Origin of the sequence: Devosia sp. (assembly GCF_024707125.1) — a bacterium.
Taxonomy (GTDB): domain Bacteria; phylum Pseudomonadota; class Alphaproteobacteria; order Rhizobiales; family Devosiaceae; genus Devosia.
In genome coordinates this window covers 1,010,839-1,032,696 of the sequence record NZ_JANQAH010000011.1, presented here as the reverse complement: position 1 = coordinate 1,032,696, position 21,858 = coordinate 1,010,839, and the positions used below count along the sequence as shown (strand labels likewise).

Below are 21,858 nucleotides of genomic sequence, written 5' to 3'. Positions count from 1 at the left end.
AACCCAAGCAGGGATAGGGTCAGGCAATACCCGAAACGGCTGCCGGCTCGATGATCATTACCTGCCCCAATTGCCAGACCAAGTACCAGGTGACCTATGAGGCCATCGGATCGGTTGGCCGCAAGGTGCAGTGCGCCTCGTGCCACCAGTCCTGGCAGCAGTCGGCCCTGCCCGATCCCAAGCCGGACCTGAAGCTGGTGCCGAAACCCGATCCTGAATCGGACCGGCTGTTTGAATCCATGGCCGAGGAGGCGCTCGACGCTGCCATCGAGGCCGAAGAAAAAACCATTGTCGATGTCGAGGCCCGACCGGTCGAACCGGTGGAGCCGCGCCCTGCAAAAAAGCGTGAGACGGCCGCCGAGATGCGAGCCCGGCAGAAGGCGCTGTCGCGCCGGCAGACCGCCATGGTGTCGCGCCTGCCGCTGGCGCGGATGCGGCGCTATGCGCGGGTGGTCGGTGCGGTCGGTTTGGCCGGCATTCTGGGCATTGCCTATTTTGGCCGCGTGCAGATTGTCGAGCGTAATCCGGATCTGGCTGGGATTTATGAGGCCGTTGGGCTCGGCGTAAATGTGGTCGGGCTTGAGCTTTCGCATCTGCAATCGACGCGGGGTCTCTCGGAAGGCAAGGAAGTGCTTGTGGTTTCGGCCCAGCTCGTTGGGCTGATGCCCAATCCCGTGACCGTGCCGCCGGTGCTGGTGAGCCTTCTCGATACGACGGGCCACACGATCTATGAGTGGAGCGTCACGCCGCGCATTCGCGACCTGATGGCCGGCGAGCGGGCGACGCTCGATACGCGTCTGCCGTTGCCGCCGGCAGAGGCGGTCAAGGTGCGGCTGACCTTTGCAGGCGGCCGTGCCGCTACCAACACGAGCGAACCGGCTGCGGCTTCGACCGGCAATGCGCCGGTCGCCGAAGCGCCGACAGCCCATGGCGAAGCTGAGGGACATGGTGCTGCCGAAGACAATGCCGCTGCAGAAGGCCATGGTGACGAAGCTGCGCCGAGTGCGGAAGCCGGGCATCCGGCGGAACCTTCTGTTGAAGCTGCCGCGCCCGCTGTTCACCACTGATGGGATCGTTCCTATATTGAAGTGAGCGTGTGGCCTGTCACCTTTGCCCCTGACAGGTCCGGTTGCTGCCGCAAGGCCCCGACCCGCCGCCCGGAGACTGCCTATGGCCCGCATTCTTGTCGCTGAAGACGACCCATCCGTTCGCGCATTCGTGGTGACCGCGCTCACCATGAAGGGCCATGAGGTCGTGGCCGAGGAAGATGGCGGGCTAGCCGCCGAGACCATGGAGGCAGAGGGCGGAAAGTTCGACCTGCTGCTGTCCGATATCAAGATGCCGGTGATGGACGGGATTGCGCTGGCCCTGCAGGTGGGCTCGGCTTTTCCCGATGTGACGATTGTCTTGATGACCGGCTTTGCCGACCAGCGCGAGCGGGCGCATGGGCTCGAGGCGCTGGTTTACGATGTGATCGTGAAGCCGTTTACGCTGGCGGAACTGCTGGCCAAGGTGGAAGACGCGCTCGAGGGGCGGCCGGTTGAGGTGCTGTCGCTGGCGCGGCAGGCGCGGGAAGAGTAGGGGGCATCGGCGTTCGCCGTCACCCCTCCCATCCTCCCCCATCAAGGGGGAGGTGTTGCATCGAGTTGGTGGCACTATCGAGCCAAATCCACTGTGTCATCCCCGCGAAAGCGGGGATCTCTGTTTTTGGGGCCGAAGATGAGATTCCCGCTTTCGCGGGAATGACGTCGTGGTTGGAGGAGGCTAGGTGGGGTGCTCACACCCAGTCCGGCACCGAATCCAATGCCAGCAATTCTTCGATGGATTTGCGCGGGCGGATGACGTGCCAGCGGGCGCCGTCGACCAAAACTTCGGGGATCAGCGGGCGCGAATTGTAGGTTGAAGCCATGACGGCGCCATAGGCACCGGCGCTCATGATCGAGAGCAGGTCGCCTTCCTTCACACCCGGAATGGTGCGGCCCTTGGCGAGGTAGTCGCCGGTTTCGCAGACGGGGCCGACGATGTCGCCGGTGATCGGGGGAGGTTGGACTGGTTGACCAGTTCCACGTCGTGATGGGCTTCGTAAAGGGTCGGGCGGATCAGGTCGTTCATGGCCGCGTCGACGATGATGAAGTTGGACGAGCCTTCCTTCACATATTCGACCTTGGTGATGAGGACGCCGGCATTGCCGACGAGGAGGCGGCCGGGCTCGATCACGAGCGTACAGCCGAGTTGGCCGATCTTGTCACGGACGACTGATGCATAGGCTTCCGGATGCGGCGGGGCTTCCTGATCGTGATGATAGGGAATGCCAAGGCCGCCGCCGACGTCGACATGGTGGATGTCGTGGCCGTCTTCGCGCAGGGCCTTTACCAGTTCGGCCATGAGGCCGAAGGCGTTCCCAAAAGGTTCGAGATCGGTGATCTGGCTGCCGATATGCATGTCGACGCCGACGGCGACGATGTTGGGCAGTTCGGCAATGCGGCGATAGACGTCGCGGGCGCGCTTATAGGGAATGCCGAACTTGTTCTCGGACTTGCCGGTCGAAATTTTCGCATGGGTGCGCGCATCGACATCCGGATTGACGCGGACGGAGACGCGGGCTGTGAGGCCCATGTCGGACGCGATCATGGAGAGGCGTTCGAGCTCGGGTTCGCTCTCGACGTTGAAGCACTTGATGCCGGCGGTGAGGCCCTGGCGCATTTCGGCGACGGTTTTTGCAACGCCGGAGAAGACGATCTTTTCGGCGGGAATGCCTGCGGCCAAGGCACGCTGGAGTTCGCCGCCCGAGACCACGTCGGCGCCGCAGCCTTCATGGGCCATCAGGGTGAGAACGGCCTGATTGGAATTGGCCTTCATGGCATAGGCCATCAGCGTCGGGATGCCCTCAAAGGCTTCGCGCACGACGCGGACATGGCGGCGGAGGGTGGCCGAAGAATAGACGTAAAAGGGTGTGCCGACCTTTTCAGCCAGCTCGTTGACATTGACGTCCTCGGCATAAAGCGTGCCGTCGCGGTGCTGGAAATGGTGGACCATTTTTCGTGCCTTGTGTGCCGCGCTCGCCGGGAGCGTGTGAAGTCAGCGCTTCCGTAAGCCAACGGCCCAGAAAACAAAAGTGAGACTTATCGATCCGTCTCATAAACGGCTTCGATGCGCTCGGCGACGAGGTTTTGGAGGCGCCAGAGATGGGCGTCGTGGAGGCCCATCTGTTCCAAGTGTTCTACCGTCGAGAACAGATACTCGGCCATGGAGCCGCGGCTGCCGACGGCCTTGGCGAGAACGTCGGCGATCTGCTCCTCGGAGAGGCCTGAAATGTAGCGCCCGGAATTGCGGTCGATACAGAAGGTCAGGGCACGGATGGTGCGCTCGCCGGAGCGGACAGTCACCATGCGCGGGGAAAGGCGGTGGGCTTCCAGCCCATTTCGCGCTCGAACAGTTTTATGAGGCTCTCATCGCGCTTGCCGGGTGGGAGGCGATAGAGCGCACCCTTGCAGGCGCCGCCGCGATCGAGGGCCAGCATGAGGCCGGGATTTTGGTCGCTGCCGCGAAAGCGGTTGTTCCAGCCCAGGCAAAAGGCGCGGTGCCAGCCGTGGAGGAGGCCGGTGCGGATTTCGACGTAATCGCAGGCCGGCTTCCAGATCAGCGAGCCATAGGCGAAAATCCAGGTCTCGTCGTGGTCGTCGCGGCCGAAGAATTTTGCGATGGTTTCGCGGTGGTCGGCGAGGCTTGCTTCCGTCATGCCCTCGGGCGGAGGCGGCATGACATCGGACGGATTTTCGGGCGTCAGATAGGCGACATGGCGCGAGGTCAGGCGCATCTGTCGCTGGTCCTTAGGCATTCGGCCTCCGTCTTCTCCCAACACCCACAGCGTCATTCCCGCGAAAGCGGGAATCCCTGGCGGTGAAGAGAGATCCCCGCTTTCGCGGGGATGACGCGGTGAACGCTCAGGATTCGGCGTTCAGATTGCCCGAGTGCACTCGTCTATTCAACACCGCCATCGCCATGGCCGCCATGCTTCTTTGCGGTGAGCGGGCGTGGCTCGTGGTCTTCGCCGGTGAGGGTGGATTTCCAGCGGGCGGCTTGCGCGAGGACGTTGATCGGGGCGGTGCCGCCGTAGGATTTGCGGGCGGCGACGGAGGCTTCGACGGTGAGCACCTTGTGGATGCGGCTGTCGATGCGCTCATCAATGGTCTTGAAATCCTCGATGGTCAGACCTTCGAGGCCGCAATTCTTCTGTTCGGCGAGGGCGACGACCTGGCCGGTGATGTGGTGGGCATCGCGGAAGGGGATGTTCAGTTCACGCACCAGCCAGTCGGCAACGTCCGTGGCGGTTGAAAAGCCGGCCGAGGCAGAGGCGTGCATTTTCTGGCGGTTGGGCTGCATGTCCGAGACCATGCCGGTCATGGCGGCCAGCGACAGGGAGAGCGCGTCGAGGGCGTCGAAGGCGACTTCCTTGTCTTCCTGCATGTCCTTGGAATAGGCGAGCGGCAGGCCCTTCATGACGACGAGCAGGGAATTGAGCGAACCCATGATGCGGCCAATCTTGGCACGCACCAGTTCGGCGGCGTCCGGATTGCGCTTCTGCGGCATGATGGACGAGCCGGTGGTGAACTTGTCCGAGAGTTTAATGAAGCCGAACTGGGCCGAGGACCAGATGACCATTTCCTCGGCAAGGCGGGAAAGGTGCATGGCGCAGATCGCAGCGGCGGCAAGGGTTTCGAGAATAAAATCGCGGTCGGCGACGGCATCGAGCGAATTGGCGGTGGGGCGGTCAAAGCCCAGAGCATTCGCCGTCATGTCGCGGTCGATGGGGTAGGGCGTGCCGGCAAGGGCGGCGGAGCCCAATGGGTTTTCGTTGAGGCGACGGCGGGCATCGGTCAGGCGACCGGCATCGCGGCCGAGCATTTCGACATAGGCGAGGAGATGATGGCCGAAGGTGACCGGCTGGGCGTTTTGCAGGTGCGTGAAGCCGGGCAGGATTGTTTCGGCCTCTTCCTCGGCGCGCTTGACCAAAGCCAGCTGCAGCGTGTGGATCTGGGCGACCAGGTGATCGATGGTGTCGCGGACATAGAGCTTGAAATCGGTCGCGACCTGATCGTTGCGGCTGCGGGCGGTGTGGAGGCGCCCGGCGGCATCGCCGATCTTTTCGCGCAGGCGCGATTCGACATTCATATGGATGTCTTCGAGAGCCCGCGAGAATTTGAACGAGCCGTCCTCGATTTCCGCCAGCACCTCGTCTAGACCCAAAAGGATAGCGTCGCGATCGGACTGCGTCAGAATGCCTGTTGCGGCGAGCATTGTGGCATGGGCCTTTGATCCGGCAATATCCTGGCGGAACAGGCGCTGGTCGAAACCGATCGAAGCGTTGATTTCTTCCATGATGGCGTCGGGGCCGGATGCAAACCGTCCACCCCACATCTTGTTGCTCATCGTCTGCCTTTCAGGAGTAGCCCATGTCGGACACCAGCCAACCCAAGCCAACAGGCCGCAATTTCTGGGCACTCGGAGGACTGGGGGTAGCGGTTGCGGGCGTAGCTATAGCTTCGTGGGTTTATCTCGGCAATGCCGCCTCGGCCAACTCCTGCCCCGTGCAGGCGGCGCAGGCGCAGATCGTGGATGCCGCCGCGGTGGGTGAATTGGCGGCGGTCAATGGCACGGGCGAGGGGCGCGGCTATGCCGATATGGCATTCAAGGCGGCCGATGGCACGGAAATGACACTGGGCGATTTTTCGGGCAAGGCGCTCCTGGTCAATTTCTGGGCCAGCTGGTGCGTGCCGTGTCGCGAAGAGATGCCGGCGCTCGATGCGATTGCGACGGAATACAATTCGGACAAGTTCCAGGTCGTGCCGATCAACCTCGATATCGGCGAAGGCGGGCTCGCCAAGGCGCAGGAATTTCTGGATGAGGGGCAGTTCAAGAACTTGCCGCTTTATGCCGACAACACTTTCGCGGCCTTTGACCGGCTGAAGCGCGAGGCGGTGGCGGTGGGGCTGCCGGCAACGCTGCTGCTCGATCCGGAAGGGTGTGAATTGGCTGTGCTGCAAGGGCCAGCGGAATGGCACAGCAAGGATGGCAAGGCTGTTGTAGAGGCGCTGATCGGGCTTAGGGGGTAGAGGGTCATCGGCCAACTCACCACACATCATCCTCGGGCTTGACCCGAGGACACTTCACTTGGCGATGGCGCAATAAATGCAGAGCCCTCGGGTCAAGCCCGAGGGTGACGATCCGAGGGCCTTAGACCAAGAGGTCGACTTCCGCCCCGTTTACGGGATTGCGCACAATAGCAGGCAGGGCTTCGGGCTCTGCCTTGCTTTGCGTGAGCGCCATTTCGCCGCGCATCTTTGCGACCTGCGCCAAGAGCGTGTTGGCCGAGGCGCCTTCGCGGGTGGCGATGCGGTTGATCATGACCGATGTGCTTGACCCAAGGGCATTGCTCATCGGGAAAATCTCAGGCGGTCTTGTCGACCTGCGTGCCCTGGCCCGGTGGAAGAGCCGCCTGGGCAGGCTGCAGCAGCATATCGAGAAGCTGGGTCTGCATATCGTGCGATTTCTTGAAGATCGCGATCTGGACCGATTGCTGCGTCTGCGCGGTGCGGGCCGCCATCAGGCTGGAGGCGAGATCGGTGTCCATGCTGGTCTTCCCTACGCAATACTACGAGACGGCAGAAGCCTAGCAGGTCAGGGTAAAGAAACTCTGTCCGTCTGGTTCTAGCGGCCGCCCCACAGCATAACGTCGCGGCGGCGCATCAGCGCGGCGAGTATGACACCCGCGACGAAGCCGCCGATATGGGCCCACCAGGCGACGGATTCTTGCGAGCCGATGACGAGATAGAAGAGCTGGGTAAGGACCCAAAAGCCCAGCATCCAGAAGGCCGGAACCGGCAGGGGAATGGGGATGACGATGCGCGCGAGGACGAAGACGCGGGCGTGGGGGAAGAGGAGGATATAGGCGCCCATGACGCCGGCCACGGCCCCGGAGGCGCCGATTAGCGGCCCATTGCCATCGAGATTGAAGGCGAGATGGGCCAGGGCGGCGAGCACGGCGCAGGCGAGGTAGAAGACGAGGAAGCGCAGATGGCCCATGGCGTCTTCGATATTGTCGCCAAAAACCCAGAGGAACAGCATGTTCGAAAGAAGATGCAGCCAATCGGCATGGAGGAAGGCATAGGTGACCAGCGTTGCCCAGTCCGGCAGCCAGGGGAGCGGGGCGGGATAGATATCGCGCACCACGATGGGGATCATGCCGAAATAGATCGTTGCTTCATCGAAGGCGGCCGGCGGGAGCGTCGCCTGGACGAGGAAGACCAAAATATTGAGCGCGATCAGCCCATAGGTGACGTAGGGAAATCTGACATGGCGATGCGGATTGACGTCATGCAGGGGCAGGAACAGGGCTTTTCTCCTTGGGCCGGGCAGACGTCAGCACTTTTGCCGCCGAGCGGCAAGGTCGACAGCGATCAGCCGCGGCCGCCGCCGAAGAAGAACAGCGCGCCGATCAGCAGCAGAATGGCGACGGCCTGGCCCATGACGCGCAGGCGCATGAGGCGCTGGCTGGTATTGGCCGAGCCACCCTTGGTCATGTTCCACAGGCCCATGCCGAGGACGACGATGACGAACAGCAGGGCCAGCGCGATGCCGATATTGAGAAGAGTTTGCATGGGTTTGGCCTCCTTGCCGGTTCAGCTTTCAATATAGGCGAGAAGGCCACTCGCCAAGGCATCATAAACGGCGCGGATGCGGTGGGAGGTGTACAATTCCCTGTGCGTCGTCAGCCAGATCGGCAAAGGCGGGATGGCGATGTCGATGGGCAGGGCGACAAGGCCCGGCGTACGGCGCACGAGATTGGCCTGGGCAAAGCCGATGCCGAGGCCGGCGCGCAGCAATTCCCAAAGGTGCGGCTGGTCGTCGGAGCGGATAACGAAATTTTCGCGATTGAGCGAAAAGCCAAGTTTTCGCGCATGGGTGACGATGGCGCTGGAGCGGTCGAAGCCGAGAAGGTCGTGCTGCCAGAGCTCGGCGAGCGTCGTGGGGCGGCCGCGGCGGGCGAGGTAGCGTTCGTGGGCGGCGGGAACGAGGTCGATGTCGCCGAGGTGTTTTGTGACCAGTTCGAGCTGAGTGGGGCGGAACATGCGGATGGCGATATCGGCCTCGCGCATGAGGATGTTTTCGGCTGAATCCGAGGGGACGATTTCGAGCGCAATGCGCGGATGGAGGGCGCGGATGGGGACCAGGATTTCGGGCAGCACGTAGTTTGAGATCATGGCGCTGGCGGTGATGCGCACTGTGCCGCCGGTGTCGTCCTGGGCGCCCTCGGCCATCATATTGGCCTCGGCAACCGCCGTCTGCGCCTGCGCTATGGGGCCATAGAGTTTGAGGGCCGTGCTATTCGGCTTGAGGCCCGAAAGGCTGCGCTCGAAGAGCTGCAGGCCGAGTTGGGATTCAAGCAGCTCGATATGGCGGCCGATGGTGGGCTGGCTCGAATTGAGGGCGCGGGCGGCGGCGGAAAGCGAGCCATGCTCGATGACACCGGCGAAACTGCGCCACAGGGACCAATCAGGCTCTCTATTCATGATTGAATATCAAATCTCGAAATTTGGCCAATCGCTATAAAAATCTGTAGCGGGCATTTTGGTCTCCAGCAAGTCAAGGAGACGCAGAATGACCAAGGGTAAAGTGACGGTTCTGGGCAGCAACGGCCATATCGGCAATGCGGCGATGATCGCCTTCCGCGATGCGGGCTGGAGCGTGACGGGGCTGGGGCGGACGAACCGCAAGCCGGTCAGCGGCACGACATTTGTCGCCGGTGATGCCGATGATGTCGCGGTGGTGCGGGCGGCGATTGCGGATGCCGATTTGGTCGTGCATGCGCTGCACCTGCCCTATCATCAGTGGGGCAATGGCCGCTCGGAAAAGCAGTTGCAGGTGGTGATCGATGCGCTTGATAATAGCGGCAAGACGCTGCTGTTTCCGGGGACGATCTACAATTATCGGGCTGGGGACCGGACCATTTCGCCGGCGACGCGGCAGAGTGCCGAGGCGCCGCGTGGGGAGATCCGCATCCGGCTTGAGACGCTGCTGCGCGAGGCGTCTGCGGCGGGGAAATTCCAGACGATCATTTTGCGCGGTGGCGATTTCTTCGGGCCGGGCAATCGCGGGGAATGGTTCGAGGCGGCGATGATGATGGATATCGCCAAGGGAAAACTCTACCACATGGGCGACCTGAAACTGCGCCATAGCTGGGCCTATCTGCCCGATCTTGCGCATGCCTTTGCAGTGCTGGCCGAGAAGCGGGCTACGCTCGGAAGGTACGAAAACTTCCATTTTGCCGGGCACTGGGTGTCGCATGGACAGATGATGGGGGCGATCCAGTCTGCATTGCCGGGCAAGGTTGCGGTGTCGCCGCTGCAATGGTGGATGATCCGGGCGGTGGGGCTGTTCAACCCGATCATGCGGGATATCTACCGCATGCGGTATCTGTGGCTCAATGAGATGGAGCTGGTCGATCCGCGGCTCGATGGGATTTTGGGAGCGGATTTCGGGACGCCTTTTGAGGAGGCGGTGGCGGCGACGGTGGAGGAGTTGATGGGGGCGAAGAAGCTGGCGGCTTAGCCCAAAACAAGGCCCTCTCACCCGGCCTTCGGCCGACCTCTCCCTTGGGGGGGAGAGGTCGACGGCGAAGCCGGCGGGTGAGGGGCCTTTCTAGAAACCAACCGCCCTTCGCACATCATCGGCAGTCCAACCCTCGCTGCGCAAATCGGCGAGGGTTTTGCTGTTTTTGGATTTGGCCAGTTTCTGGCCGTCGTCGCCGAGGAGAAGGCGGTGGAAGTGGTAGATGGGCGTCGGAAAACCCAGCAGCATTTGGAGAAGGACGTGGATGTCGGTTGCCGCTTCCATATCGCGGCCGCGGGTGATGTGGGTCACCTCTTGTGCCGCATCGTCGACGACGACGCTGAGGTGATAGCTGGTGCCGATGTCCTTGCGCTGCAGCACCACATCGCCCCAGCGCTGGGGGCGGGCGTAGCGGATTTGCGGGCGATCGCGCAGGGTCGGGCCGATGACCGTAAAGGTCAGCATACCGGCCTCTTCAATGGCGCGGTCGGTGTGGAGACGGAACTGGACGGGGTCGCCGCGTTCGAGCCGCTCGATGCGCTCGGCATTGGAGAGGTGCTTGCAGGTGCCGGGATAGATGGGCGCGCCGTCGGGGTCGGTATCCTCGGCCTTGGATGCGATGTCGGAGCGGGAGCAGAAGCAGGGATAGATGAGATCGCGCTGGCGCAGGCGATTGGCGGTTTTGGCGTAGACTTCGAAACGCTCGGACTGAATCATCACCGGTTCGGGCCAGGATAGGCCGAGCCATTTGAGGTTCTCGAAAATGGCTTCGGCAAATTCGGGTTTACAGCGCGTGATGTCGATGTCTTCGATGCGCAAAAGCACCGTGCCGCCGAAAATTTCGGCGGCCTGCCAGGTCACGAGTGCAGAAAGCGCGTGGCCGAGATGCAGGCGCCCATTGGGGCTCGGGGCGAAACGAAGAATTGGTTTTTTGGACATGACTTTGACGACTAGCACTTTTGCGCCGGGGGCGTCACCGCGGATCGATACGGCCGAGGGCGTCGCGGTGCATCTCGACCATCTGATTGCCATGGTGCCGCAATTGCTGCCGATGCGGGAGCGGGTTGGGTCGGTATTGCCGCGGGTCAATCCCAAGGGATTTGCCGGCATGGCCAAGGTGATCTGCGGGCAGCAGCTTTCGGTACAGAGCGCGGCGGCGATCTGGGGGCGGTTTGAAAAACTGCCGGGATCGCTGGAGACTCAGTCTTACCTCTTGCTCGACGAAGAGACGGTGCGCAGCGCGGGGTTTTCGCGCGGGAAATTTCTGGCGGTGCGGACGATTGCCGAGGCAGTTGAGGCGGGGGATCTCAATTTTGCGGAGGTTGATGGCCTGCCGGCCGAAGAGGCGATCAAGGCGCTGGTGGCGCTGAAAGGGATCGGGCCCTGGACCGCCGAGGTCTATCTGCTCTTTTGTGCGGCGCACCCCGATATTTTCCCTGCCGGGGACCTGGCCTTGCTCAAAGCCGCGCATCATGGGCTTGGCCTTGACGAGCGTCCGACGATCAAGGAGATGATCGGCCTTGCACAAAGTTGGTCGCCGCATCGGTCGGCCGCTGCGCTGCTGTTCTGGCGCTATTTCGCCATTCTGCGCGACAAGGAAGGGATTTTGCTGTGACCAAGCTTTCGGGGCCGATGATGCCGCCAGCCAATGGGCAAGCGCCCGATGCTGCGGTGGTTCTGCTCCATGGCTATGGCAGCGACGGCAATGATCTCATCGGGCTGGCGCCGCATTGGCGGCACCTCCTTCCCGGCGCGCTGTTCGTCTCGCCCAATGCGCCGATCGGTACGGAAATGGGCGGGTTTCAGTGGTTTCCGATAGACTGGACCGGCGATCGGCTGGCGAGCCGGCAGACGGGCGTCATCGAGGCGCGGCCGGTGCTCGAAGGATTTTTGCGGGACCTTTGGGCGCAGACGGGAATCACGCCGGAGCGGACGATCCTCGCCGGCTTCAGCCAGGGCGCGATGATGGCGCTGCATGTTGGTACGGGGCTGCCCGAAAAGCTCATGGGCGTCATTGGATTTTCTGGCGCCTTTTTGCCGCCGGAGGGATTTGGTGGCGATGCGCTGGCAAAGCCGCCGCTCTGCCTTGTGCATGGCGATCTCGACGATGTCGTCGATCCCAATCTTTCGAGCGAAGCGAACGCTTTGCTTGATGAGGCGGGCTTTGAGGTCAGCTATCATGTGAGCCGCGGCGTGGGGCATGGCATTGCCCCGGATGGGCTGGGTTTTGCTGCCGATTTTATCGGACGCGTCGCGGCGAAATAAGTCCTTCATCCCCGCTTCACAGCCCTGACACAAAGGGCTTACTATAAAGGGGCTATGGACTTAACAGATTCCCGTTCCGGGAGACTCTCGTGACCATCCATGTGTCGCCTGAGGCCTGTCCCGCTCTCGTGCTGAACGCCGATTTCCGGCCTCTCAGCTATTATCCCTTGTCGTTATGGTCGTGGCAGGACGCGATCAAGGCGGTGTTCCTCGAGAGGGTGAACATCGTTTCGCACTACGACACAGTGATCCATTCGCCCAGCTTCGAAATGCGGCTGCCGAGCGTGGTTTCGCTGAAAGATTATGTGAAGCCGGCGCGGCATCCGGCCTTTACCCGCTTCAACGTTTTTCTCCGCGATCGCTTCCAATGCCAATATTGTGGCTCGCGCGATGATCTGACGTTTGATCACGTCATTCCGCGCTCGAAGGGCGGTTTGACGACCTGGGAAAATGTCGTCGCGGCCTGTGCGCCGTGCAATCTGCGCAAGGCGAACCGGATGCCGAGCGAGATAAAAATGTTCCCGCATCAGGCCCCGTTCGCGCCGACCGTGCATGACCTGCACAACAATGGCCGTGCTTTTCCGCCCAACCACCTGCACAAGAGCTGGCTCGACTATCTCTATTGGGACATCGAGCTGGAGCCGTGATCTGTACGTAGCAATCCTGACTTGCTGTGAGGCTATCCAATAACTATTATTGGATGAACTTTGCAGGAGGTGGCGATATGGCGATCAGTGCGGATTTGGGCGCGACGCTCGAAAAGGTCGTGAACGATCTCGTCGAGAACGGGCGGTATAATTCAAAGAGCGAAGTTTTGCGCGAAGGCGTGCGACTGGTGCAGGAGCGCGAGGCGCGGTTGCGGGAGCTGGACGCGATGATACAGTCTGGTCTCGATGATATCGATGCTGGGCGTACTATTCCGGCGGAAGAGGTGTTTGCTGAGCTACGGCAGTTGGTCGCGGAGATTGCTCAGAAGAAAGCTTCCTGATGCGGCTAAGCTTTTCGCCTGATGCTCGAAAAGACTTGTTGAGTATCACTCGTTTCATAAGTGCCGACAATCCTGCTAGAGCGATCAGCTTTTCTGAGGAGTTGACACGTGCCTGCATGGAGCTGGCCGACCAACCAGAGCGATACGCCACACTTCCGCGATACGGAAAACGTGGCGTAAGGCGTAGGCCATACGGCAGTTATTCGATCATTTACGATGTCGGCGCTGGGGTCGTGCACATCGTCAGAATAATCTCGTCCGCCCGAAATCTGGACGAACTTCTCGACTAGCGCTTCCGCTTCGCCTGAAACACGATCGCCCCGACCAGTAGCGCGACAATAGCCAGCGAAATCAGCGCGTTATAGCCCGCGAGCGAAAGTCCCAGGAAACGGAATTGGACGACGTCGCAGCCGATGACGGGCGTCATGCTGTTGAGCTGGTCGAAGCTGAAGCTGTCGCCGACGCCGGTGCAGGCGGTGGGGCCGGGCCAGAAACCCCATTCGACGCCGGCGTGGTAGGAGCCCATATAGGTGCCCCAGGCGAAAATGCCTGACACGATGACCATGCCCAGATACCAGACCGGCAGGGGCAGGCGGTTCCAGAGCGCCAGGATCAGCGCCAGCAGCGGCAGGCCCCAATAGTAGGCCATGCGCTGTTCGAGGCAAAGCTCGCACGGGTAGAGGCCGCCAATATACTGGCTGCCAAGCGCCGCAGCGATGGCGGCAAAGCCGAGGAGGAAAGCGGCGCCGGCGGCGAGCTTGTCGAGGGGGGCGCGGGACGCAATGGCCATGGAAATTCTCGAATGACGCTTGATGGGCAGGGGCTTAGCGCCGCTTTGTGGCAAAAGCCAGCAGGGCACGTTGTCGTGATCAGGCGGAAGGTTTGATGCCGAGTTTCTCCGCAAGGGCAATGGCATTGGCTGGTGCGTGCAATTTGTCCTCGTGGACAAAATAGGCATAGGTGTCGACGCCGGTGTCACGCCAGCCCGCGAGGGTTTTGGCGAGTTCGGACATGTCCGAATCTTCATAGCCGGCAGCGCCGGGACGGGCGGGACCCTGCAGGCGGCAATAAGCAAAATCGGCGGTAAGGTCGAAGCGCGGGTTCTCCGCGGTGTCGGCGATCACGCGGGCGACATTGTGCTCGCGGAGGAGGGCGTCGACTTCGGGCTTGTTGAAGCTGTCGTGGCGCATTTCCACGGCGTGGCGGAAGGTCTTGTTGCCATTGGCTTCGAGATAGGGTGGGGCCTTGGCACCGTCTGACTTGCTGGCGAGGGCGAGGTAGGCCTCGATGTCGCGCGGGAGCCGGGCGAGAAAGGCCGAAAAGCTCGGGGGATCAAAGGCCAGGTTGGGCGGCAATTGCCAGATGAATGGGCCGAGGCGATCGCCGAGGGCGAGGGGGCCCGAGGCAAAGAAGCCGGCCAGCGCGTCAGTGCAGTTCTTGAGCCGCTTGATATGGGTGACGAGCTGCGGCCCCTTGATCGAGAACTGAAAGCCCTCCGGCGTTTCGCCGGCCCATTTGGCGAAGCTTTCGGGCTTTTGATTGCCGCGAAAGGTGGCGTTGATCTCGATGCTGGTCAGGTGGCGGCTGGCATAGTTGAGTTCTTTCTTCTGGACGAGGCCAGTGGGAAAGAACGTGCCGCGCCAGGGTTCGAAAACCCAGCCTGCAGTGCCGGTGCGGATTGTTCCCGTCTTGCTCATTGCCGCTCTCCTTGAGGCCTTCAGCTTGGCCGTCCGCGATCAAATTGGCAATCTCTCTTGCCCGTGATCGCGCTCTGTCAGGTTCTGGTAATGCTTTTTTTGCCTTAATCGTCCCTATGGTGAACGAAGTGTTGCGGGACAGATTCTTGCGCGGGACCACGTTGATATCGACGGCTGCCTTTGCCTTGCTGGCCAGCACCACGCTGGCCTGCGAGAGCTTGTCTATGGCACCGGGCGGCGTGGTGGTCGAGGTGACCGATGGCGATACGGTCGTTCTCAATGACGGGCGCAAGGTGCGCCTGATCGGGACGCAGGCCCCAAAACTGCCGCTCGGACGGGACGATTTCGAGACCTGGCCGCTGGCGCCCGAGGCGCAGAAGGCGCTGGCCGATCTCGTGCTCAACAAAAGCGTGCGCCTTGGCTTTGGCGGCGAAGAGATCGACCGGCACGAGCGCGTGCTGGCGCATGTCTTTGTCGAAACGGACAATGGCGAGGTCTGGGCGCAGCTCTTCATGGTTGGTGCGGGGCTGGCGCGGGTCTATTCCTTCCCGGATAACCGGCAATGTCTCGAGCCACTTTTTGCGGCGGAAGCGCGCGCCCGTGCGGATCGGCTTGGCATTTGGGCCAATCCCTATTACAGCGTGCGTGCGGCGGACCGACCGGGCGAATTGCTGGATCGTGTGGGACATTATGAACTGGTGGAAGGCAGGGTGCTCCTGGCCGACCGCAGTGGCTCCCGCATTTTCCTCAATTTTGGCCGGTTCTGGAAAGAAGACTTCACCGCCGTGATAGAAGCGCCGGCCTTGCGGCTCTTCGAGACTGAGGGACTAGACCCGCTGGTGCTTGAGGGGGCACTGGTGCGCATTCGTGGATGGGTGGACGACCGGGATGGTCCGCGCATCGAAATTACCCATCCCGAACAGATTGAGGTTTTGGCGACGCGATGACGGCGCTTTCTCTGTCCAAAAAAACAATGCGCCTCGGCGCTCTGGCCGTTTCGCTCCTGGCTCTCGGGGCTTGCTCGTCGCTGACCGGGTCGTCGGTGGCGGTGAGCCGCACTGGCGATACGCCCGCACCCATGGTCGTGCCGGAAGGCACCGAGCCCGATGACGTGGTCATCGGCCGGCGCGAGCATCCGCGCATCATTGCAGCTTACGGTGGCGTCTATTCCGACCGCGAAGCCGAGATCATGGTGGCGCGGATCGTTGGGCGCCTTCTGGCGGCTGCCGATCAGCCCAATGCGCAATTCCAGGTGACGATCCTCGACACCTCCGAGGTCAATGCCTTCGCCCTGCCGGGCGGCTATATCTATGTGACGCGCGGTATTCTGGCGCTGGCTTCGGATACGAGCGAGCTGGCGGCCGTTCTGGCGCATGAAATTGCCCACGTGACGCTGCGCCATGCGCGTGCGCGTACCGACAAGACGCGGACGACGCAGATCGTCGATAGGGTGATTACCGGCATCTTTGGCGGCGACACCTCTACGGACGCCACGGCCAACCGTACCCGCGAATCGCTGGCCGCCTTTGGGCAGAGCCAGGAGCTGGAAGCGGATCGGGAAGGCATCAAGTTTGCCGGCAAGGCGGGCTTTGATCCGCAGGCCGCGGCACGCTTCCTGGGCGTGATGAGCCGGTTTGCCGCTTTCTCGGCTGGCGATCAGGCGGGTGACGACGGGTTCCTCTCCTCGCACCCATCGACGCCGGCCCGCATCCAGAAGGCGGCCGATACGGCCCGGCAGATGTTCGGTAGTTCGAGCGTCGGGGAAACCGATCGCGACGGCTATATGGCGGCGGTCTCGGGCATGGCCTTTGGCGATAGCCCATCGCAGGGTTCCATTGTCGGCAATCGCTTCATTCATTCGGGCTCGAAATTCACCTTCACCGTGCCGCAGGGCTATGCACTGCAGACGGCACAGAGCGCCGTGGTGGGTGTTGCCGGCGATGGCGAGGCCGTACGCTTCGACAGCGCCGATGTGCAGGCCAATATGGCGCTGACCGACTATCTCAAATCGGGCTGGATCGCCGGGCTCAAGGCCGAGACGGTCACCTCGCACAATTACAATGGCATCGAGATGGCTTCGGGCCTGGCGCAGACGGACCAGTGGTTCTTCCGCGTCGCGGTCATGCGGCTCGATGGCGCGGTCTATCGCTTCATTTTTGCGGCCAAGGCGGATAGCCAGCGCTTTGCTGCAGGAGCCGATGCGACCGTAAAGAGTTTCAAGCGCGCCGAGGCGGCCGAACTCAACCAGATCCGCAAGCTCTCCATGCGCGTCATCACGGCCAAGGCTGGCGATACTGCGGACAAGCTCGCCGCGCAGATGGCCAATATTCCGGGCGGCCGCGACCTGTTCTTCATCCTCAACAACCTTTATCCGGGCGATGCGGTTCAGGTCGGGGCGAAGTACAAGATCGTCGGGCGGTAGGCCTCATTTCACAGTGTCATTCCCGCGAAGGCGGGAATCTATTCTGGAAACAGAGATTCCCGCTTTCGCGGGAATGACGCCGTGGGTGGGATGGTAGGGCGCCTCAGCGCCTACAGCAGATCACACAGCGCCGCGATCAGCGGTTCATCCGCGGGCGGCATGGCGTAGTCGCGCAGCGCCTGCGGGCGGACCCATTTGAGCGCCTGATGCTCCTTGGCCCTCGGCGTGCCCTGCCAGCGGCGGCAGACATAGAGCGGCATAAGCAAGTGCATGTGCTCATAGGTGTGGCTGGCGAAGGAGAGCGGGGCGAGGCAGGCTTCCTTGGTCTCGACGTCAAGCTCTTCGCGCAGTTCGCGAATGATTGCGGCTTCCGGGGTTTCGCCGGGCTCGATCTTGCCGCCGGGAAATTCCCACATATTGGCCATGTGCTTCCCTTCGGGGCGCTGGGCGATGAGCACGCGGCGGTCGGTGTCGACGAGCGCACAGGCGACGACGAGCAGGATGGGTTTCTGTTCGCTCATTTGGGCGCCCCGGGAATGCGATAGTGGTAGTCGTATTGGTGGGTGAAGCCGAGGCCGGAATAAAGCGCCTTGGCGGCGTCATTGTCGGCCTGGACATTGAGGGCGGCAATGGTGGCGCCCTTTTCGTGGGCCCAGTTGAGACCGGTGCGCATCATGGCGGCGGCAAGGCCCTGGCGGCGGCGGCCGGGGTCGGTGATGACATTGCCGGTGATGACGATGCCATTTGAAATGGCCATGAGGCCGGAGGCGACCGGTTCGCCGTCGCGATAGACGACGATGCCGGTGGCCGGTACGGACATGACCGCCAGCAGGGCTTTCATGCGGCCCATTTCGGCTTCGTCGGAGCCTTTTAGCTTCTGCTGGGCGGCGAGGAAAGCGGGATCGAGGAGCGGCAGGAGCTTGCCCTGCGCATCCGGCTCCTGCGCTGCGAGCCGCATGGCGTAGAGGTGCGAATGGTCGATCTCGTCCCAGCCAGCATCATCGAGCGCTTCGTTGAGCGCGGGGGCCGAGAGGGGGGTGATGCGGAAGACGGGTTTTACGCCGCGCACGACCAGCCAGGAACTGGCGCCGATGATGCGGTCTTCCACGTCGGCATCGTCATTGGGGTCAAAGCACTGGGCCGAATTGGCGCGCTTGGTGTAGCCGCCGGAGGCGCGTCGGACCCAATTGCCATCCCATTTGACTTCGATGCCGGGCCAGGCTTCGAGGCCGGCGCGTTCAAAGGTTTCGACGTCTGGGAGGGAGATGGCTTGTTCTGGCATGGTGCTGTCGCTTTACCCGGGTGTCATCCCCGCGAAAGCGGGGACCTCCGTTCCCGACCAACAGAGGTTCCCGCTTTCGCGGGAATGACACTGTGGTCGGAACGAACTTTCCGGCAGGACTATGGGAGTTTTAGCTCCGATAGTCGCCGTTGATGGTGATGTAGCCGTGGGTGAGGTCGCAGGTATAGACCGTGGCCGAGCCCTCGCCGAGGCCTAGGGAGACGGTCACTTCCAGCTCTTCGCCCTTCATATAGGCCGAGGTGGCGGCTTCGTCATAGGCAGTGGCGCGTTCGCCGTTTTCGGCGACGAGCAGGTCGCCGAAGCGGATGGCGAGGCGGTCGCGATCTGCCGGTTCGCCGGCCTTGCCCACGGCCATGACGACGCGGCCCCAATTGGCGTCTTCGCCGGCAATGGCGGTTTTGACCAGCGGCGAGTCGGCGATGGCCTTGGCGATGCGGAAGGCCGAGGCGTCGGAAGTGGCGCCTTCGACATTGACGGCAACCTGCTTGGTGGCGCCTTCGCCGTCGCGAACCGTCAGGATGGCGAGTTCGAACAGCACGTCGAACAGGGCTTCGCCGAAGAATGCTGCGCGCGGATCGGAGAGGCTCGTGATCGGCTCGACCTTAGCCTTGCCGGTGGCAAAGGCGAGGAGGGTGTCGGACGTCGACGTGTCGCTGTCGACGGTGATGGAATTAAAGCTCTTCTGCACGTGCTGGCTGAGGAGGGCCTGCAGCACATCGGCGGCGATGGGCATGTCAGTGACGACAAAGGAGAGCATCGTGGCCATGTCAGGCGCGATCATGCCCGAACCCTTGGCGATGCCGTTGATCCTGACTTCGACATCGTCGAATTCGAGCACCGCGCCCGCGAGCTTGGGGAACGTGTCGGTGGTCATGATGGCCTTGGCCGGCTCGATCCAGGGCGTTTCGGCAAGGCGGGTCGCGGCTTCGTCGAGGACGCCGGCGAATTTTGAGGCCGGCAGCGGTTCGCCGATGACGCCGGTCGAGGCGAGGAAGATTTCGCTGGTCTTGCAGCCGAGGGCCTTGGCGGCATAGTCGGCGGTCAATTGCACGCTTTCCTTGCCCTTGGCGCCGGTAAAGGCATTGGCATTGCCCGAATTGACGACGAGGCCACGGGCTTTCCCGCCCGGCAGGTTGGCGCGGCACCAGTCAACGGCGGCCGACGAGCACTTTGAGCGGGTCAGAACGCCGGCAGCGGTGGTGCCTTCGTCAAAGGCCATGAGCAGGACGTCGGTGCGGTTCTTGTACTTGATGCCGGCTTCGGCCGTGGCATAGCGCACGCCATCGATGGCCGGCAGGTCCGGATAGGATTTCGGGGCAAGCGGGGAAACCGGATGGGCAGCCATGGCGCAAAACCTTGAACGGGCAAACGAGGAATTTGGTGTGCCTCAAAGGTGTGGCGGGCGCAAGACGTTGCGCTTTTTCTCCCGATTAAAAGGAAATCCCCGCTCGCGCGGGGATCACGGGGTCTTCTTCCGGGTCTCAGATATGGATCAGGCGACGGCCTTCTTCTTGCCGGCGATGAAAGCTCCGAAGCGGGTCTGTATGAAGGGGACGATGAAGAAGACGATGGTTGAAGCCATGAAGGGCACGAGGATCAGGCTGCGCTGCCAGAATTCCCAGCCGGGTGTGAGCGAGCCGATGATGGTGGCGTAGACAACGACGACTGGATAGACCGCGAAGGTCATGAGCAGGGCCATGCGGGCACGAGCGGAAAAGGGCATGTGAACCTCTAATGAAACGGTACGTTTCGTTATGTATCGAAACGAGCCGTTTCGTTCAAGTCTTTTCTTTGGGATTCTTTTGACCCATATTGCGGGCATGGAAACGAGCATTGAAGACACAGACGAGGGCGCTCGCCGCTCGATCGGCGCGCGGCGAAATCCGGCGAGCCAGGAAGCCATTCTCGATGCGGCCGAGGCCGTGCTGCGCGAAAGTGGCATTGGCGGCTTTTCCATCGAAGCGGTGGCGCGACGGGCGCGGGCCGGCAAGCCCACGATCTATCGCTGGTGGCCCAATCGCACCGCGCTGATGCTCGATGTCTACAAGCGCTTCAAGAATGCGCGCGGCTTTCCCGATACCGGCTCGCTGCGCGGCGACCTCGTGGCGCTCCTGGAAAGCCATCTGCTGGGCTTCTGGAAAGACAGCCTTTGCGGTGTGGTCTATCGGGCGATCATTGCCGAGGCGCAAAGCGATCCGGATGCGGCGGCGGTGCTCTTTGCCTATCAGGCCGAGCGCAAGAAGGCGACGGCGGTGATCGTGGAACGGGCCAAGGCGCGCGGCGAGGTGGCGGAGGACGTCAACGGCGAATTGATCGTCGACATGATCGTCTCGTTTGCCTGGCACCAATTGCTGATCGGGCGGGTCGATGAGGCGATGAAGGTTATCGACGGGGTGGTCGATGGCGTGCTGATGGGGTGTGCGGGGTATAAGGCCCGGCCGTAGCAATCTCAGATCGTCACCCTCGGGCTTGACCCGAGGGCCCTGTACTGACCGTGCCATTCCCAAGTGAAGTGTCCTCGGGTCAAGCCCGAGGATGACGGCCGGTGGGCCCAAAACAAAAAGGCCACCCGATCGAAACCGGGTGGCCCAAAAATTCAAAAACCCAAAACTACTGCTGTGCAGCTTCGCCTTCGGCCGGGGCAGCGGCGGCGTCCTGGGCGTCCATGGCGGCCTTCAGTTCGGGATCGGTGACGTCGATGGTCACGCCCGACATCAGTTCCTCGACCTTTTCGTTGAAGACGCGCATCAGCACCTGCTGCTGGATCTGCGGGGCAACCTGTTCGAAAGCCGGGGGAGCGGACTGGCGCTTTTCTTCGAGCTTGATGATGTGGAACCCGAACTGGGACTGGACCGGAGCCGAGACGTCGCCTGGATTGGCCAGCGCAAAGGCGGCGGTTTCAAATTCGGGGACCATCATGCCCTTGGCGAAGAAGCCGAGGTCACCGCCATTGGCGCCTGAACCCGGATCGATCGACTTTTCCTGGGCGATGGCAGCAAAATCGCCGCCGGCATCAAGCTCGGCCTTGATCGCGTCGGCCTCTTCCTTGGTCTCGACCAGGATGTGGCGGGCGTGCACTTCTTCGGCCGGCTGGAACTGGGCGACGAAGGCGTCATACTCGGCGCGGATGGCCTCTTCGGTCACCTGGCCGGCAATGGCGTCGGCAAAGTAGGCGCGGCGCAGGGCGCGCTCTTCGAGATATTTCAGGCGCTGGGCGAAGAGTTCAGTCTGGTCCATGCCTGCTTCCTTGGCGGCACCAGCCATCACCTTCATATCGATGAGGACGCGCAGCAGGAAAGCGCGGCGTTCTTCGGCCGGCATCTGGGCGAGGTCCTGGGCCAGGTCTTCGGCGGCAAAGCTGAGATCGGCTTCGGTGATCGGCTCACCACCCACGGTCGCGACGACGGTTTCGGGCGCGACTGCGGCCGGTGCTGCTGCCGGCGCCGGCGCTTCCTGGGCGAAGCTGCCGATAGTGGGCGCGGCACCGAGAAGCGCGGCGAGACAGATGGTGCGCAACAGGCGCGAGGAAAGCTTCATCATGAACGTCCTGGATCTCCTTGGCCGGTCCGGGAGG

26 protein-coding genes and 2 pseudogenes are annotated in these 21,858 nt (G+C 62.3%); 12 read left to right on the top strand and 16 right to left on the bottom strand.

Annotation, left to right across the window (positions count from 1 at the left end):
• Positions 1-50 precede the first annotated feature (50 nt).
• A complete protein-coding gene (locus tag NVV77_RS19815; RefSeq protein WP_295415839.1) occupies positions 51-1,067 on the top strand; it encodes a zinc-ribbon domain-containing protein in 1,017 nt (338 codons plus the stop codon).
• Between the two features lie 103 nt (positions 1,068-1,170).
• Positions 1,171-1,581, top strand: coding sequence for a response regulator (locus NVV77_RS19810; protein ID WP_291420801.1), 411 nt, complete (start codon positions 1,171-1,173; stop codon positions 1,579-1,581).
• A 196-nt stretch (positions 1,582-1,777) separates the two neighbouring features.
• Here NVV77_RS19810 and lysA read toward each other — a convergent pair.
• From lysA to argH, 3 genes and pseudogenes are all read right to left on the bottom strand, one after another.
• Positions 1,778-3,036 (bottom strand): annotated as a pseudogene (lysA, locus tag NVV77_RS19805) (diaminopimelate decarboxylase).
• A gap of 86 nt (positions 3,037-3,122) precedes the next feature.
• Positions 3,123-3,739 (bottom strand): annotated as a pseudogene (locus NVV77_RS19800) (gamma-glutamylcyclotransferase).
• Between the two features lie 242 nt (positions 3,740-3,981).
• Complete coding sequence (gene argH, locus NVV77_RS19795; RefSeq protein ID WP_295415834.1) at positions 3,982-5,430, bottom strand: argininosuccinate lyase; 1,449 nt, start codon at positions 5,428-5,430, stop codon at positions 3,982-3,984.
• Between the two features lie 23 nt (positions 5,431-5,453).
• On the opposite strand from argH, the gene NVV77_RS19790 reads away from it, so the two are divergent.
• On the top strand, positions 5,454-6,113 hold the full coding sequence (locus NVV77_RS19790) for a TlpA disulfide reductase family protein (protein WP_295415832.1): 660 nt from the start codon (positions 5,454-5,456) through the stop codon (positions 6,111-6,113).
• 121 nt (positions 6,114-6,234) lie between these two features.
• Here the strand turns inward: NVV77_RS19790 and NVV77_RS19785 are convergent, their stop codons facing one another.
• From NVV77_RS19785 to NVV77_RS19765, 5 genes are all read right to left on the bottom strand, one after another.
• Positions 6,235-6,438, bottom strand: a complete 204-nt coding sequence (locus NVV77_RS19785; RefSeq protein ID WP_295415829.1) for a hypothetical protein — start codon at positions 6,436-6,438, stop codon at positions 6,235-6,237.
• A 10-nt stretch (positions 6,439-6,448) separates the two neighbouring features.
• Entirely contained in the window at positions 6,449-6,631 is a 183-nt protein-coding gene (locus NVV77_RS19780; protein ID WP_295415827.1) for a putative motility protein, read from the bottom strand.
• Between the two features lie 77 nt (positions 6,632-6,708).
• Positions 6,709-7,308 (bottom strand): rhomboid family intramembrane serine protease, encoded by a 600-nt coding sequence (locus tag NVV77_RS19775; protein WP_295415825.1) that lies wholly within the window; start codon positions 7,306-7,308, stop codon positions 6,709-6,711.
• Positions 7,309-7,457: 149 nt separating this feature from the next.
• A complete protein-coding gene (locus NVV77_RS19770) occupies positions 7,458-7,658 on the bottom strand; it encodes a twin transmembrane helix small protein (protein ID WP_035086799.1) in 201 nt (66 codons plus the stop codon).
• A 21-nt stretch (positions 7,659-7,679) separates the two neighbouring features.
• Positions 7,680-8,570 carry a LysR family transcriptional regulator gene (locus NVV77_RS19765; protein ID WP_295415823.1) on the bottom strand — a complete coding sequence of 297 codons (891 nt, stop codon included), beginning with the start codon at positions 8,568-8,570 and terminating at the stop codon, positions 7,680-7,682.
• An 88-nt stretch (positions 8,571-8,658) separates the two neighbouring features.
• Here NVV77_RS19765 and NVV77_RS19760 point away from each other — a divergent pair, with 88 nt between their 5' ends.
• Positions 8,659-9,609 (top strand): NAD-dependent epimerase/dehydratase family protein, encoded by a 951-nt coding sequence (locus tag NVV77_RS19760; RefSeq protein WP_295415821.1) that lies wholly within the window; start codon positions 8,659-8,661, stop codon positions 9,607-9,609.
• Between the two features lie 90 nt (positions 9,610-9,699).
• On the opposite strand, the gene gluQRS is transcribed toward NVV77_RS19760, so the two are convergent.
• Positions 9,700-10,548: a tRNA glutamyl-Q(34) synthetase GluQRS gene (gluQRS, locus tag NVV77_RS19755; RefSeq protein ID WP_295415820.1), complete on the bottom strand. Its 849-nt coding sequence runs from the start codon at positions 10,546-10,548 to the stop codon at positions 9,700-9,702.
• 4 nt (positions 10,549-10,552) lie between these two features.
• On the opposite strand from gluQRS, the gene NVV77_RS19750 reads away from it, so the two are divergent.
• The 5 genes from NVV77_RS19750 (at position 10,553) to NVV77_RS22055 (ending at position 13,152) form a co-directional block, all read left to right on the top strand.
• On the top strand, positions 10,553-11,224 hold the full coding sequence (locus tag NVV77_RS19750) for a DNA-3-methyladenine glycosylase 2 family protein (protein ID WP_295415819.1): 672 nt from the start codon (positions 10,553-10,555) through the stop codon (positions 11,222-11,224).
• A complete protein-coding gene (locus tag NVV77_RS19745; RefSeq protein WP_295415817.1) occupies positions 11,221-11,874 on the top strand; it encodes a phospholipase in 654 nt (217 codons plus the stop codon). The genes NVV77_RS19750 and NVV77_RS19745 overlap by 4 nt, the downstream gene beginning before the upstream one ends.
• Positions 11,875-11,963: 89 nt before the next feature.
• A complete protein-coding gene (locus NVV77_RS19740; protein ID WP_295415815.1) occupies positions 11,964-12,521 on the top strand; it encodes an HNH endonuclease in 558 nt (185 codons plus the stop codon).
• A gap of 77 nt (positions 12,522-12,598) precedes the next feature.
• On the top strand, positions 12,599-12,862 hold the full coding sequence (locus NVV77_RS19735) for a type II toxin-antitoxin system ParD family antitoxin (RefSeq protein WP_295415812.1): 264 nt from the start codon (positions 12,599-12,601) through the stop codon (positions 12,860-12,862).
• Positions 12,862-13,152 (top strand): type II toxin-antitoxin system RelE/ParE family toxin, encoded by a 291-nt coding sequence (locus NVV77_RS22055; protein WP_367178653.1) that lies wholly within the window; start codon positions 12,862-12,864, stop codon positions 13,150-13,152. Before NVV77_RS19735 ends, NVV77_RS22055 begins: the two co-directional genes overlap by 1 nt.
• Here NVV77_RS22055 and NVV77_RS19730 read toward each other — a convergent pair.
• Together NVV77_RS19730 and NVV77_RS19725 are read right to left on the bottom strand one after the other, a co-directional pair.
• Positions 13,149-13,652: a disulfide bond formation protein B gene (locus NVV77_RS19730; RefSeq protein ID WP_295415810.1), complete on the bottom strand. Its 504-nt coding sequence runs from the start codon at positions 13,650-13,652 to the stop codon at positions 13,149-13,151. The two genes, NVV77_RS22055 and NVV77_RS19730, sit on opposite strands and share 4 nt — an antisense overlap.
• 79 nt (positions 13,653-13,731) lie before the next feature.
• Complete coding sequence (locus tag NVV77_RS19725) at positions 13,732-14,559, bottom strand: DUF72 domain-containing protein (protein WP_295415807.1); 828 nt, start codon at positions 14,557-14,559, stop codon at positions 13,732-13,734.
• Positions 14,560-14,705: 146 nt separating this feature from the next.
• On the opposite strand from NVV77_RS19725, the gene NVV77_RS19720 reads away from it, so the two are divergent.
• Together NVV77_RS19720 and NVV77_RS19715 are read left to right on the top strand one after the other, a co-directional pair.
• Positions 14,706-15,506: a thermonuclease family protein gene (locus NVV77_RS19720; RefSeq protein WP_295415805.1), complete on the top strand. Its 801-nt coding sequence runs from the start codon at positions 14,706-14,708 to the stop codon at positions 15,504-15,506.
• Positions 15,503-16,981, top strand: a complete 1,479-nt coding sequence (locus NVV77_RS19715) for a M48 family metalloprotease (protein WP_295415803.1) — start codon at positions 15,503-15,505, stop codon at positions 16,979-16,981. The genes NVV77_RS19720 and NVV77_RS19715 overlap by 4 nt, the downstream gene beginning before the upstream one ends.
• Positions 16,982-17,091: 110 nt before the next feature.
• Here the strand turns inward: NVV77_RS19715 and mutT are convergent, their stop codons facing one another.
• The 4 genes from mutT to NVV77_RS19695 form a co-directional block, all read right to left on the bottom strand.
• The gene (mutT, locus tag NVV77_RS19710; RefSeq protein WP_295415801.1) at positions 17,092-17,502 is read right to left on the bottom strand and encodes an 8-oxo-dGTP diphosphatase MutT; all 411 of its coding nucleotides are present in this window, start codon (positions 17,500-17,502) and stop codon (positions 17,092-17,094) included.
• A complete protein-coding gene (locus tag NVV77_RS19705) occupies positions 17,499-18,263 on the bottom strand; it encodes a GNAT family N-acetyltransferase (protein WP_295415799.1) in 765 nt (254 codons plus the stop codon). Before NVV77_RS19705 ends, mutT begins: the two co-directional genes overlap by 4 nt.
• 130 nt (positions 18,264-18,393) lie before the next feature.
• Positions 18,394-19,629, bottom strand: a complete 1,236-nt coding sequence (argJ, locus tag NVV77_RS19700; protein ID WP_295415797.1) for a bifunctional glutamate N-acetyltransferase/amino-acid acetyltransferase ArgJ — start codon at positions 19,627-19,629, stop codon at positions 18,394-18,396.
• Between the two features lie 147 nt (positions 19,630-19,776).
• Positions 19,777-20,007: a hypothetical protein gene (locus NVV77_RS19695; protein ID WP_295415794.1), complete on the bottom strand. Its 231-nt coding sequence runs from the start codon at positions 20,005-20,007 to the stop codon at positions 19,777-19,779.
• Positions 20,008-20,086: 79 nt separating this feature from the next.
• On the opposite strand from NVV77_RS19695, the gene NVV77_RS19690 reads away from it, so the two are divergent.
• Positions 20,087-20,728 (top strand): TetR/AcrR family transcriptional regulator, encoded by a 642-nt coding sequence (locus NVV77_RS19690; RefSeq protein ID WP_295415792.1) that lies wholly within the window; start codon positions 20,087-20,089, stop codon positions 20,726-20,728.
• Positions 20,729-20,894: 166 nt separating this feature from the next.
• On the opposite strand, the gene NVV77_RS19685 is transcribed toward NVV77_RS19690, so the two are convergent.
• A complete protein-coding gene (locus NVV77_RS19685) occupies positions 20,895-21,824 on the bottom strand; it encodes a peptidylprolyl isomerase (RefSeq protein ID WP_295415790.1) in 930 nt (309 codons plus the stop codon).
• Between the last annotated feature and the right edge of the window lie 34 nt (positions 21,825-21,858).

Bases quoted from the DNA above. Each gene is read 5' to 3' on its own strand.
- NVV77_RS19815 (WP_295415839.1), top strand. From the start codon at position 51: ATGATCATTACCTGCCCCAATTGCCAGACCAAGTACCAGGTGACCTAT.
- NVV77_RS19810 (WP_291420801.1), top strand. From the start codon at position 1,171: ATGGCCCGCATTCTTGTCGCTGAAGACGACCCATCCGTTCGCGCATTC.
- argH (WP_295415834.1), bottom strand. From the start codon at position 5,430: ATGAGCAACAAGATGTGGGGTGGACGGTTTGCATCCGGCCCCGACGCC.
- NVV77_RS19790 (WP_295415832.1), top strand. From the start codon at position 5,454: ATGTCGGACACCAGCCAACCCAAGCCAACAGGCCGCAATTTCTGGGCA.
- NVV77_RS19785 (WP_295415829.1), bottom strand. From the start codon at position 6,438: ATGAGCAATGCCCTTGGGTCAAGCACATCGGTCATGATCAACCGCATC.
- NVV77_RS19780 (WP_295415827.1), bottom strand. From the start codon at position 6,631: ATGGACACCGATCTCGCCTCCAGCCTGATGGCGGCCCGCACCGCGCAG.
- NVV77_RS19770 (WP_035086799.1), bottom strand. From the start codon at position 7,658: ATGCAAACTCTTCTCAATATCGGCATCGCGCTGGCCCTGCTGTTCGTC.
- NVV77_RS19765 (WP_295415823.1), bottom strand. From the start codon at position 8,570: ATGAATAGAGAGCCTGATTGGTCCCTGTGGCGCAGTTTCGCCGGTGTC.
- NVV77_RS19760 (WP_295415821.1), top strand. From the start codon at position 8,659: ATGACCAAGGGTAAAGTGACGGTTCTGGGCAGCAACGGCCATATCGGC.
- gluQRS (WP_295415820.1), bottom strand. From the start codon at position 10,548: ATGTCCAAAAAACCAATTCTTCGTTTCGCCCCGAGCCCCAATGGGCGC.
- NVV77_RS19735 (WP_295415812.1), top strand. From the start codon at position 12,599: ATGGCGATCAGTGCGGATTTGGGCGCGACGCTCGAAAAGGTCGTGAAC.
- NVV77_RS22055 (WP_367178653.1), top strand. From the start codon at position 12,862: ATGCGGCTAAGCTTTTCGCCTGATGCTCGAAAAGACTTGTTGAGTATC.
- NVV77_RS19730 (WP_295415810.1), bottom strand. From the start codon at position 13,652: ATGGCCATTGCGTCCCGCGCCCCCCTCGACAAGCTCGCCGCCGGCGCC.
- NVV77_RS19725 (WP_295415807.1), bottom strand. From the start codon at position 14,559: ATGAGCAAGACGGGAACAATCCGCACCGGCACTGCAGGCTGGGTTTTC.
- NVV77_RS19715 (WP_295415803.1), top strand. From the start codon at position 15,503: ATGACGGCGCTTTCTCTGTCCAAAAAAACAATGCGCCTCGGCGCTCTG.
- mutT (WP_295415801.1), bottom strand. From the start codon at position 17,502: ATGAGCGAACAGAAACCCATCCTGCTCGTCGTCGCCTGTGCGCTCGTC.
- NVV77_RS19705 (WP_295415799.1), bottom strand. From the start codon at position 18,263: ATGCCAGAACAAGCCATCTCCCTCCCAGACGTCGAAACCTTTGAACGC.
- argJ (WP_295415797.1), bottom strand. From the start codon at position 19,629: ATGGCTGCCCATCCGGTTTCCCCGCTTGCCCCGAAATCCTATCCGGAC.
- NVV77_RS19695 (WP_295415794.1), bottom strand. From the start codon at position 20,007: ATGCCCTTTTCCGCTCGTGCCCGCATGGCCCTGCTCATGACCTTCGCG.
- NVV77_RS19685 (WP_295415790.1), bottom strand. From the start codon at position 21,824: ATGATGAAGCTTTCCTCGCGCCTGTTGCGCACCATCTGTCTCGCCGCG.